This is a genomic window from Devosia sp. XGJD_8 (assembly GCF_046614475.1).
In the GTDB taxonomy this organism is placed as follows: Bacteria; Pseudomonadota; Alphaproteobacteria; order Rhizobiales; family Devosiaceae; genus Devosia.
In genome coordinates this window covers 1,282,303-1,293,227 of sequence record NZ_JBKJHF010000001.1, presented here as the reverse complement: position 1 = coordinate 1,293,227, position 10,925 = coordinate 1,282,303, and the positions used below count along the sequence as shown (strand labels likewise).

Sequence of the window (10,925 nt, the reverse complement as noted above, 5' to 3'; positions counted from 1 at the left end):
AAAGGTTTACACAATCGGAAAACGGTATAACCGTGTCGGGAGGGTCTGGCGCGCTCTGCAGCATCTGCTACAGGCAGAAAATGCGGACGCCAGAGGGTGTGCGGGGGCATTTTTGCAGCACCAGAAACTGGCCACGATCGAGGATGTTGCGGCGATTGCCGGCGTATCCATCGCCACGGTCAGCCGTGCCATCAATGAGCCGGGCAAGGTCGCGGACGAGACCCGCCGTCGCGTCACCGAGGCGGTTGCCAAGACCGGCTATACCACCAATGCCATGGCCCGCTCGCTGCGCATGCGGCGCAGCAACATGATCCTGATTCTGGCGCCCGATGTGGGCGACCCGAACTTCTCCAACATTCTCGTCGGGCTCGAGACGGAAGCCAGCAAGCGCGGCTATGGCGTGCTGATCGGCAATACGCAGAACGACGCCACGCGCGAGACCGACTACCTGCGCTTCATCAGCTCCAACCAGGCGGACGGGCTGATCCTGTTTACCGGCCACCTGCCCTATGGCTTTGGCAATGAGGCCGGGGAATCGCGCCTGCCGCCCATGGTTGCGGTCAACGAACCGGTCAGCGACAGCGACGTGCCCTTTGTGGGCGTCGACAATTTCGAGGGCTCGCGTGTCGCCACCGAGCATCTGATCTCGCAGGGCCATCGCCGCATTGCCTTTATCGGTCACTCGACAACCAAGGCCGTCAACATGCTGCGCGAGCGGGGCTACCGCGCCGCGCTGGAAGGCCAGGGCATTGCCGTCGATCCGCGGCTGATCCTCGATGGCGACGGCACCACCGAATCCGGCCGGGCCGCCACCGAACAGATGTTCGTGCGCGACGTGCTGCCCACGGCCTTTCTTTGCGTCAACGACGCGACGGCGCTGGGCGTGATTATTTCCCTCAATGCGCGAAAATACGACCTGCCCCGCCAGTTCTCGGTGATGGGCTTTGACGACATTTCCTTTGCCAGCTTCGTCACGCCATCGCTGACCACGATGAAGCAGCCCCGCCTCAAGATCGGCGAGGAAGCCATGGACCTGCTGCTGGCCCTACTCGCCGGCAAGACGCCGGAAAAGAAGGAAGTGCTGCTGCGCAGCGAGCTGATCGTGCGCAACTCGGTAAGCCGGATCGGGCGGGAGTAGACACCGGACTTTCAGTCGTCACCCTCCCCCTTGCGGGGAGGGTCAGGGAGGGGGGGTGTTTGGCCCGGATACCGGGGCTCTCGCACCCCCTCCCAACCTCCCCGTCGAGGGGGAGGTGCCGTTCCGTGCGTGCTGAACGATCACATGCCCTTCTTGGCCAGCCAGGCCTGCATCCAGGCGATTTCTTCTTCCTGCGCCGCGATGACGGCTTCGGCCAGGGCCTTCACTTCGGGGTCGGTGCCATGCTCGAGCACGATGCGGGCCATCTCGACCGCGCCCTGGTGATGCGGGATCATGTTGCGGATGAAATCCACATCGGCGTCGCCGCTATATTCAATTTCCATGTCGGCATGCATGCGCATGTTGGCGTCCTTGTAGGCGGTGGTCGCCGCACTGTCGCTCATCATGGCGCCATGGCTGGCGTCGTGCTCCTGGGCCAGGCCCGGTGCAGCCAGGGCAAGGGTCAGCGCGGCGGCAAGCATCACTCTTTTCATTGTCGGTTCCTCTGGTTCGGTGCCGCAGCTGTGTGCCGGATTCCCCCGTGGGAAGGTCAAGTCGATTGACAGCCAGCGCGCCGATTTGTTACTTAAGATCATGCTTAACCAAAATCCCAATCTCGACCTGATGTTCCAGGCGCTGGCCGACCCGACGCGTCGCGCCATGATCGACAGGCTGAGCCATGGCCCGGCATCGGTCAGCGAACTGGCCAAGCCCTTCGCCATGTCCCTGCCCGCCGTGGTGCAGCATCTGCAGGCGCTGGAGCAGTCGGGCCTGGTCAGCTCGCAAAAGCTCGGCCGCGTGCGCACCGTCCGCATCGAACCCGAGGCGCTCAGCCTGGCCGAACAATGGATCAATGACCGCCGCACGCTGTGGGCCAGGCGCCTCGACCGGCTCGGCGACCTTCTCTCCGAGACCGAGGGCGAACCGGAATGAGCGAACGCAGCGTCACCCATGCCAGCTTCACCCTGGAGCGGCGCTACAAGGCCACGCCGGCACGCGTTTTCAAGGCGCTGTCCGACCCGGCCACCAAGCAGAAATGGTTCAACCCGCCCGAATCCTGGGGCAAGAGCGAGCATCACCTGGATTTCCGCATCGGCGGTGTCGAGACCAGTGTTGGCGGCCCGCCCGGTGGCGCGGTGCACAAGTTCAAGGCGATCTACCAGGACATCGTGCCCAACCAGCGCATCGTCTACAGCTATGACATGGAGCTGGACGACGTGCGTATCTCGGTGTCGCTGGCCAGTTTCGAGCTGGTGGGAGATGGCGACTATACCACGCTCAAGCTCACCGAAATGGGCGCCTATCTCGACGGCTTCAGCGACGGCAACGACATCCGCCGGCAGGGCACCGAAATCCTGCTCGACCAGCTCGGCCAGCACCTGGTGCGTGAAGGGGCGAACTGAGTCCGCCACGTGTTGCCCCCACCTAACCTCCCCCTGAAGGGGGAGGAACAGATTGGGTTCTGGGGCTGATCCAGCCACATCCACTGCGCGGTCCCTCCCCCTTCAGGGGGAGGTTAGGTGGGGGCTGGGAGCGCGCCTACCGCCCCGCTTTCAGCCGTTCCAAAATCTCATCCACCTTGGCCATGCTGGCATTGGCGCCCCATTCCATGCCGCTGTCGATGACGCCCTGGCGCTGCTCAAAGCTTTCGAGCCTCGAGACCGAGCGGTAGAATACCTTGCCGTCGCACTCCTCGAAATTGTGCTCCTCGAAGAAGCGGTCGTCTTCCTCATACATGCCCTCGACCACGAAGGTGTTGCGGATCATGGTCTTGGGCGTGACCTCGAGATAGGTGCCGTGGAAGGTGACCGCGGAACCGTCTTCCATGGTCGAGATGATGCGCCATTTGCCGCCCTTGCGGACGTCATACTCGACGATTTCGTTGTCCTCGCGCGGGCCGAACCAGTAGGCGACGTGCTCCGGCTGCGTCCAGACCGTCCAGAGCAGGTCGAGCGGCGCGTTGAAGGTGCGGGTCATGATGATGACCGGCTCGTCTTCCGGCAGTTCGGTCTTGAACAGGTTGGACGTTGCGTGGGTGGTCATTTCTCTTCTCCTCAGTTCTTGCTGTCGGTTTGCGGGGTCTGCAATTTGGTGAGATAGGCGTCGAGCTGATCGAGGTTCTGTTCCCAGAACCTGCGGTAGAACTCGACCAGCGAGGCCACGTCGCGCATGGGCGCGGCCTCCAGCTTGCAGGGGCGCCATTGCGCCTGCCGGCCGCGGCTGACGAGACCGGCATGTTCCAGCACCTTGATGTGCTTGGAGACGGCGGCCAGCGTCATGTCGAAGGGTTCGGCCAGTTCGTTGACGCTGGCTTCGCCCTGGGTCAGCCGGGCCAGGATGGCGCGGCGGGTCGGGTCGGCCAGGGCAGCCAGCGTGGTGCTCAGGGGGTCGGTCATTTGTATTAAACCGTTTTGTATAACACTAATTGGTTGAATACAGATGTGCGGGTGGCTTGTCAACGCCCCTGCCCTGGGGCAAGGAAGCCGCATGAAGACAATTCTCATCGTGGGCATCGGCACCGGCAATCCGGAGCATGTGACGGTGCAGGCCATCAACGCGCTCAACCGCGCCGACGTGCTGTTCATCCCCGACAAGGGCGAAGGCAAGGCGGACCTGGCCGATCTGCGCCGCGAGATCGTCGCCCGCTATGTGACCAATCCGAACAGCCGCACCGTCGAATACACGGTGCCCAGGCGCGACGCCGCCAATCCCGATTATGGCGCCGGCGTCGATGACTGGCATGCGGCGCTGGCCACGCGCTTCGGCGCCCTGCTGGACGCGGTGCCCGACAATGGCGCCTGCGCCTTCCTGGTCTGGGGCGATCCGGGGCTATACGATTCGACCATTCGCATCGTCGAGCGCCTGCGGTCCGAACATGTCGTGGAGATCATCCCCGGCATTACCAGCATCCAGGCCCTTACTGCCGCACATGGCATTGCGCTCAATCGGATCGGGGAGCCGGTGCATATCACCACCGGCAGGCAACTCGGCGCGGTGGAGGATGACACCGTGGTCATGCTCGATGGGCAGAGGGCGTTTCTCCATGCCGATCCGGAGCTCGACATCTTCTGGGGCGCCTATCTCGGCACGCAGGACGAGATCACCATTTCCGGCCGGCTGGGCGATGTTGCGGACAGGATCGTCGCGACGCGCAAGGCCGCTCGGGAGCGGCATGGCTGGATCATGGATACCTATCTGCTGCGCAAGCGGGATTGAGAATCGGCCACGTGTCGCAGTTGGATATGGTCCACCAATCCGCTAGACCTCTTCTCATGTCCCATGCCTTGCCCATAGCACCGCTCCGCCGGGGCGCCTGTCCGTCGCTCGACATGCCGATGCAGACCGGTGATGGGCTGCTCGCGCGCATTCGCGTGGCGGGGGGCCAGATCGATCCGGTCCGGCTCGAGCAGCTGGCCGTGCTCTGCGGCACCCATGGCAATGGCATTATCGAGATCACCGCCCGCGGCAACCTGCAGGTGCGCGGGCTGACGGCAGCGACGGCACCGGTTTTCGCCGACGCGGTGCGGGACATTGTCACGGTCGAGACGGGACTCGTGGTCGAGACGCCGCCGCTGGCGGGGGATGATCCGCTGGAATTTGTCGATCCGCGTCCTCTCGCCGCTTCGATCAAGGCGCTGGCGGCGCCTTTCGCGCATCGGCTGGGCCCCAAGGTGGCGGTGATTGTCGATGGCAATGGGCAGATCGGGCTGGGGGCGCTGAGGGCCGATCTGCGGCTGGTGGCCGTCGGGGCAGAGGTCTGGCTGGTTTCGGTTGGCGCCACGCTCATGGGCACCACGCGCCGGCCGCTCGATTGCGCCCGCATCGTGCTGACGGCGCTGGCCGGATTGGGGCCGCTGGGCCGGGCCACGGACCTCGCTCCAGACGGACTGGACCTGGGGGACCTCATCAGCCCCTCGGCCCCGGTGCGCCAACCGGTCAGTTCGCCCGTCGGTCAGTTTCCGCTGCGGAGGGGCAAGGCGATCGGCCTCGGGCTGCCGTTTGGCGCCATGGGCTGGGAGTCCATGGCCGCGCTGGCCGATGGTGCCTGGCGCTTCGGCATCAGTGCGTTCCGTCCTGGCCCGCACCATTCCCTGCTTGCCATCGGCGCCGATGGCAACCTGCTGGCGGAAGCCGCGGAAATCGGCTTTGTCACGCATCCGCACGATCCGCGCACCCGCATCAGCGCCTGCATCGGCAGCGATGGCTGTGCGTCGGGCCATATCGCGGCGCGCGCGGTTGCCTCGCGGCTGGCGCCAGGCCTCGCGCCCGGCAGTAGCCTCCATGTCTCTGGCTGCCAGAAGGGCTGCGCCCATCCCGGCCCTGCCGATGTGACGCTTATCGGGCGCGCCGACGGCTATGGCCTTGTCATCGACGGCCGGGCGGGCGATACGCCACGGGCAGTGCTGCGGGCCGACCAGCTCGAAACCGCGCTGCTCGCGGCCCAGGGATGACGATGACCGACTACGACTACATCAAGGATGGCGACGCGATCTATGCGCAGTCCTTCGCCATCATCCGCGCCGAGGCGGACCTTGCCGCCTTCTCGCCGGACGAGGCGGAGCTTGCCATCCGCATGATCCATGCCGCCGGGTCGGTCGAGGCGGCACGGCATTTCGAATTCGGTCCCGGCTTCGTCGCGGCCGCGCGCACCGCCCTTGCCCTGGGCGCGCCGATCTTCTGCGATGCGGAAATGGTGGCGCGCGGCGTCACAGCCACCCGCCTGCCGGCCAATAACGAAGTCATCTGCACCCTGCGCGACCCACAGACGCCGGCCATCGCCGCCGAAATCGGCAATACGCGCTCGGCCGCCGCTTTGCGCCTCTGGCTGCCGCGGCTTGCCGGCGCCGTCGTCGCCATCGGCAATGCGCCCACGGCGCTGTTCTTCCTGCTCGAACTGCTGCGCGATGGGGCGCCCAGGCCGGCCGCCATTGTCGGCATGCCGGTCGGCTTTGTCGGTGCGGCCGAATCCAAGGCGGCTCTGGCAGAGAATGCCTATGGCGTGCCCTATGCCATCGTGCGCGGGCGGCTGGGTGGCTCGGCCATGACGGCCGCGGCTCTCAATGCCTTGGCGAGGCCGGGCATATGACCGGAAAGCTCATCGGCGTCGGCACCGGACCGGGCGATCCGGAACTGCTCACCATCAAGGCCGTCCGCGCCATCGAAGGGGCGGATGTGGTCGCCTATTTCGCCAAGCAGGGCAATTCCAGCAATGCCCGCCGGATCGTGGCTGACCTGATGACCGGCCAGATCGAAGAGCAGCTGGGCTATCCGGTCACCACCGAGATCGACCGCCGCCACGACGATTACAAGTCGGCCACCAACGGTTTTTATGGCGATGCCGCCGCGCGCGTTGCCGCCCATCTCGATGCCGGGCGCACTGTGGCCGTGCTGAGCGAGGGCGATCCGCTGTTTTACGGCAGCTACATGCATATCCATGTGCGGCTCTCCAAGCTCTACCCCACCGAGGTCATCCCCGGAGTGACCGCCATGTCGGGCTGCTGGTCTGCCGCCGGCCTGCCGCTGGTGCAGGGCGACGATATTCTGTCGGTTCTCCCGGGCACGCTGGACGAGGTCGACCTGCGCAGCCGGCTCGACAATACCGACGGCGCCGTGATCATGAAGGTGGGGCGGAACCTGCCCAAGATCCGCCGCGCCATCGAGGCCGCCGGCCGGCTGGAGGATGCCGTCTATGTCGAGCGCGGCACCATGGAAGGCGGGCTGTCCATGCGCCTGGCCGACAAGCCGGACGACATTGCCCCCTATTTCGCGCTGATCCTGCTGCCCGGCTGGAGCACGCGACCATGACCGGCCGGCTCAGCGTCGTCGGCACCGGTCCGGGCAATCCTGACCAGACCACGCCCGAGGCGCTGGCCGCCATCGCCGCATCGCATGTGTTCTTCGGCTACGGCCCCTATCTCGACCGCCTCACGCTGCGCGACGACCAGCGCCGTGTCGCCTCCGACAATCGCGAGGAACTCGCCCGCGCCAAGGATGCCCTCATGACCGCCGCCAGTGGCGAGCAGGTCTGCGTCGTCTCGGGTGGCGATCCGGGCGTCTTCGCCATGGCGGCCGCGATCTGCGAGGCCATCGAGGAAGGTCCGCCCGCCTGGCGCAGCGTCGATCTCACCATCGTGCCGGGCGTTACCGCCATGCTGGCCGTGGCGGCCCGCGCCGGCGCGCCGCTGGGGCACGATTTCTGCGCCATTTCGCTGTCGGACAATCTCAAGCCCTGGACCGTGATCGAAGCGCGGCTGCGGGCCGTCGCCGGCGCGGGCCTGGTCATCGCGCTCTACAATCCCATTTCCAGGGCCCGCCCCTGGCAGCTGGGCACGGCCTTCGCCATCCTGCGCGAGGTGCTGCCCTGGTCGACGCCCGTCATCTTCGGCCGCGCCGCCGGGCGCCCCGACGAGGCCATCACCCTGATGACGCTGGCAGAAGCCGATGCCAGCAAGGCCGACATGGCCACCTGCGTCATCATCGGCTCGCCCGAAACCCGCGTCATCGAACGGCCCGACCGGGCGCCGCTGGTCTATTCTCCGCGTTCCACCGGAGGCGGGTCATGAGCTGGCTGTCGATCGTCGGCATTGGCGAGGATGGCCTTGCCGGGCTCGGCGACGCGGGCATGGCTGCCATTTCCGGTGCCGAGATCGTCTTTGGCGGTGCGCGGCATCTTGAGCTGGCGGCTCCGGCCATCACCGGGGAAGCCCGCGCCTGGCTCTCCCCCTTCTCGGCATCCATTGATGCCATCATCGCCCTGCGCGGACGCAGGATCTGCGTGCTGGCTTCCGGCGATCCGTTTCATCATGGCGTCGGCGCCACGCTGGCCCGGCAGATCGATGCCAGCCAGATGCAGGTCTTCCCGCATCCCTCCTCGTTCAGCCTTGCCGCCGCGCGGTTGGGCTGGCCGCTGCAGGATGTGCTGAGCCTGTCGCTGCATGGCCGCCCGCTCGACCTGATCCGACCGCACCTGCATGCCGGCGCCCGTATCCTGGCGCTGACCTCGGATGCGCATGGGCCGGCGGCACTGGCGGCCCTGCTGACCGAAGCCGGCTTCGGCATTTCCATCGTGACGGTGCTCGAGGCGCTGGGCGGTCCCGGCGAACGGGTGCGCTCGCATGTCGCCATGAACTTTGCGCTGGACGAGATCAACCCGCTCAACATCTGCGCCATCAGCGTCGTCGCCCTGCCCGGCGCGCGCATCCTGCCGCTGTCGGCCGGCCTCGACGATGCGCTGTTCGAGCATGACGGGCAGATCACCAAGCGGGAGTTGCGCGCGCTAGCGCTGTCCGCGCTGGCGCCGCGCCATGGCGAGGTGCTCTGGGATATCGGCGCCGGGTCGGGCTCGGTGGGCATCGAGTGGATGCTGGCCGATCCCAGCCTGCGCGCCATTGCCATCGAAGCCAATCCCGACCGCGCGAGCCGCATCACCCGCAACGCTGCCGCCTGCGGCGTGCCCGACCTCAAGCTGGTGATCGGCACGGCGCCCGATGCCCTGTCCGGCCTCGAAGCGCCCCATGCCGTCTTCATCGGCGGCGGCGGTTCCGATCCCGGCGTGCTCGACGCCGCCATGGCGGCTTTGCGCCCCGGCGGACGGCTGGTGGCCAATGCCGTGACGCTGGAACTCGAAGCCATGTTGCTGGACCACCATGCCCGGCTCGGCGGCAGCCTGGCCCGCATCGCGATTGCGCGCGCCGACGCCGTCGGCAGCATGACCGCCTGGCGCCCCGCCATGCCGATCACCCAATGGGCCTGGACCAAGCCATGAGCAGCGCGCCCTTCTTCACCTCTCCCTTCGGGGGAGAGGTCGGCGCGCCGCGCCGGGTGAGGGGGCCTTCCTTGTGCACCACACCCGGTAAAGGCCTCCTCACCCGACCGAAGACGGTCGACCTCTCCCCCAGAGCGAGAGGTAAGAAAGTGCTGCCATGACCGTCCATTTCATCGGCGCCGGCCCCGGCGCGGCCGATCTTATCACCGTGCGCGGCATGAAGCTGCTCGCCGCCTGCCCGGTCTGCCTCTATGCCGGCTCCATCGTGCCGCCCGACATGCTGGCCTGGTGCGGCCCGGATACCCGTCTTGTCGACACCGCCCCGCTGTCGCTCGACGAGATCGAAGCCGAGTATGTCCGGGCCAACGCCGCCGGAGAGGACGTCGCCCGGCTCCATTCGGGGGATCTGTCGGTATGGAGCGCGGTGGCCGAACAGATGCGCCGGCTCGATCGGCTGGGCATTGGCTATACGCTCACGCCGGGCGTCCCCGCCTTTGCCGCCGCCGCCGCCGCGCTGGGTCGCGAGCTGACCATTCCGGCCGAGGCACAGAGCCTGGTACTGACCCGCGTGTCGGGTCGCGCCTCCCCCATGCCCGAACGCGAGACGCTTGCCGCCTTCGGCGCGACCGGCGCAACTCTGGCCATCCATCTGGCCATTCATTCACTGGTCAGGGTCGTGACCGAATTGCGGCCGCTCTACGGCGACGACTGCCCTGTCGCCATCGTCTTCCACGCCTCCTGGCCCGACGAAAAGATCATCGCAGGCACCCTGGCGGACATCGAAGCCCGCTTTGCCGCCGATCCGGTCGAGCGCACGGCCATCATCTTCGTCGGCCGCGGCCTCGGCGCCGCCGACTTCCGCGAGAGCAGCCTCTACGACCCCGACTACCAGCGCCGCTTCCGGGATCGCAGCTAAGCTTTTGATCACACTGCGCTTTCCAGCACCAGCGTGTCGGGTCCCCGAGATGTCCTAGAGACGACGGCCGCTGGCGCGGTTGAAGGGGTGCAGTGTGGCGACGGGCACGGCAAAATCCACCTGGCCGGTTTCGGTCAGGGTCGTGCGGCCCTGCGCGACGATGACGAAGATCTGCTCCAGACCCGCCACCCGCACATAGAGATGGCTCTCGCCGCCCACAGGCTCGATCAGTTCCACCGTGCCGGTCAGCGGGATATCGCCCGCCGCGCCCTTGCCCATGACGACGGCGTCGGGCCGGATGCCCACGATATCGGTGCCGGCCGGCAGGCTTGCGGGCAGGCTTACGCCGGGCAGCGCGCGGATCCGCTCGACATCGATCAGGTTCATCGGCGGCGAGCCGATGAAGCCGGCCACGAAGAGCGAAGCCGGGCGGTCGTAGAGTTCGGTCGGCTTGCCAACCTGCTCGATATGGCCGCCATTCATCACCACCAGCCGGTCGGCCAGGGTCATGGCTTCGAGCTGGTCATGGGTCACGTAAACACTGGTGGTGCCCAGCGAGCGCTGCAGGCGGCGGATTTCGATGCGCATCTGGCCGCGCAGCTTGGCGTCGAGATTGCTCAGCGGTTCGTCGAACAGGAAAGCCTTGGGCTGGCGGACAATGGCCCGGCCCATGGCGACGCGCTGGCGCTGACCGCCCGAAAGCTGGCGCGGCTTGCGGTCGAGGAAGGGGGCGATTTCCAGCGTCTGCGCCGCGGCATTGACGCGGGCATCGATCTCGTCGCGCGGCGTGCCGCGGTTCTTGAGCCCGTATTCCAGGTTTCCCCGCACCGTCATGTGCGGATAGAGCGCGTAGTTCTGGAACACCATGGCGATGTCGCGCTCGGCGGGCTCGCGCTTGTTGACCACGGCGCCACCGATGGAAATCGTGCCCTCGGTGATGGATTCGAGGCCGGCAATCATACGCAGCAAGGTGGACTTGCCGCAGCCGGATGGTCCCACCAGCACGACCATTTCGCCATTGGCAATGGCCAGGTCGATGCCGTGGATCACCTGGGCGCCGCCGGGATAAGTCTTCTTGACGCCCGAGAGTTCGATGGCGGCCATTG

At 66.7% G+C, this 10,925-nt stretch carries 14 protein-coding genes; 10 read left to right on the top strand and 4 right to left on the bottom strand.

What is annotated here, in order from left to right; translation table 11 throughout:
• Positions 1-112 precede the first annotated feature (112 nt).
• The gene (locus tag ACLI1C_RS06070; protein ID WP_411395969.1) at positions 113-1,138 is read left to right on the top strand and encodes a LacI family DNA-binding transcriptional regulator; all 1,026 of its coding nucleotides are present in this window, start codon (positions 113-115) and stop codon (positions 1,136-1,138) included.
• A 140-nt stretch (positions 1,139-1,278) separates the two neighbouring features.
• On the opposite strand, the gene ACLI1C_RS06065 is transcribed toward ACLI1C_RS06070, so the two are convergent.
• A complete protein-coding gene (locus ACLI1C_RS06065; protein WP_411395968.1) occupies positions 1,279-1,632 on the bottom strand; it encodes a DUF305 domain-containing protein in 354 nt (117 codons plus the stop codon).
• Between the two features lie 100 nt (positions 1,633-1,732).
• On the opposite strand from ACLI1C_RS06065, the gene ACLI1C_RS06060 reads away from it, so the two are divergent.
• Entirely contained in the window at positions 1,733-2,071 is a 339-nt protein-coding gene (locus tag ACLI1C_RS06060; RefSeq protein WP_411395967.1) for an ArsR/SmtB family transcription factor, read from the top strand.
• Positions 2,068-2,541, top strand: coding sequence for an SRPBCC family protein (locus ACLI1C_RS06055; RefSeq protein ID WP_411395966.1), 474 nt, complete (start codon positions 2,068-2,070; stop codon positions 2,539-2,541). The genes ACLI1C_RS06060 and ACLI1C_RS06055 overlap by 4 nt, the downstream gene beginning before the upstream one ends.
• A 136-nt stretch (positions 2,542-2,677) precedes the next feature.
• Here the strand turns inward: ACLI1C_RS06055 and ACLI1C_RS06050 are convergent, their stop codons facing one another.
• Together ACLI1C_RS06050 and ACLI1C_RS06045 are read right to left on the bottom strand one after the other, a co-directional pair.
• Entirely contained in the window at positions 2,678-3,181 is a 504-nt protein-coding gene (locus tag ACLI1C_RS06050; protein ID WP_411395965.1) for an SRPBCC domain-containing protein, read from the bottom strand.
• Positions 3,182-3,192: 11 nt separating this feature from the next.
• The gene (locus ACLI1C_RS06045; RefSeq protein ID WP_411395964.1) at positions 3,193-3,534 is read right to left on the bottom strand and encodes an ArsR/SmtB family transcription factor; all 342 of its coding nucleotides are present in this window, start codon (positions 3,532-3,534) and stop codon (positions 3,193-3,195) included.
• A gap of 91 nt (positions 3,535-3,625) precedes the next feature.
• Between ACLI1C_RS06045 and cobF the strand changes: the two genes are divergently transcribed.
• The 7 genes from cobF to cobM all read left to right on the top strand — a co-directional run bounded on the left by cobF (position 3,626) and on the right by cobM (position 9,819).
• A complete protein-coding gene (cobF, locus tag ACLI1C_RS06040) occupies positions 3,626-4,354 on the top strand; it encodes a precorrin-6A synthase (deacetylating) (protein WP_411395963.1) in 729 nt (242 codons plus the stop codon).
• 56 nt (positions 4,355-4,410) lie between these two features.
• Positions 4,411-5,589 (top strand): precorrin-3B synthase, encoded by a 1,179-nt coding sequence (locus tag ACLI1C_RS06035; RefSeq protein WP_411395962.1) that lies wholly within the window; start codon positions 4,411-4,413, stop codon positions 5,587-5,589.
• A 2-nt stretch (positions 5,590-5,591) separates the two neighbouring features.
• Positions 5,592-6,224 (top strand): precorrin-8X methylmutase, encoded by a 633-nt coding sequence (locus tag ACLI1C_RS06030; protein ID WP_411395961.1) that lies wholly within the window; start codon positions 5,592-5,594, stop codon positions 6,222-6,224.
• Positions 6,221-6,943, top strand: coding sequence for a precorrin-2 C(20)-methyltransferase (locus ACLI1C_RS06025; RefSeq protein WP_411395959.1), 723 nt, complete (start codon positions 6,221-6,223; stop codon positions 6,941-6,943). The genes ACLI1C_RS06030 and ACLI1C_RS06025 overlap by 4 nt, the downstream gene beginning before the upstream one ends.
• A complete protein-coding gene (locus ACLI1C_RS06020) occupies positions 6,940-7,701 on the top strand; it encodes a precorrin-3B C(17)-methyltransferase (RefSeq protein WP_411395958.1) in 762 nt (253 codons plus the stop codon). Before ACLI1C_RS06025 ends, ACLI1C_RS06020 begins: the two co-directional genes overlap by 4 nt.
• Complete coding sequence (gene cbiE / locus ACLI1C_RS06015; protein ID WP_411395957.1) at positions 7,698-8,903, top strand: precorrin-6y C5,15-methyltransferase (decarboxylating) subunit CbiE; 1,206 nt, start codon at positions 7,698-7,700, stop codon at positions 8,901-8,903. Before ACLI1C_RS06020 ends, cbiE begins: the two co-directional genes overlap by 4 nt.
• A gap of 157 nt (positions 8,904-9,060) precedes the next feature.
• Entirely contained in the window at positions 9,061-9,819 is a 759-nt protein-coding gene (cobM, locus tag ACLI1C_RS06010) for a precorrin-4 C(11)-methyltransferase (RefSeq protein WP_411395956.1), read from the top strand.
• Between the two features lie 54 nt (positions 9,820-9,873).
• Here cobM and ugpC read toward each other — a convergent pair whose 3' ends face one another.
• Entirely contained in the window at positions 9,874-10,923 is a 1,050-nt protein-coding gene (ugpC, locus tag ACLI1C_RS06005; RefSeq protein WP_411395955.1) for a sn-glycerol-3-phosphate ABC transporter ATP-binding protein UgpC, read from the bottom strand.
• Between the last annotated feature and the right edge of the window lie 2 nt (positions 10,924-10,925).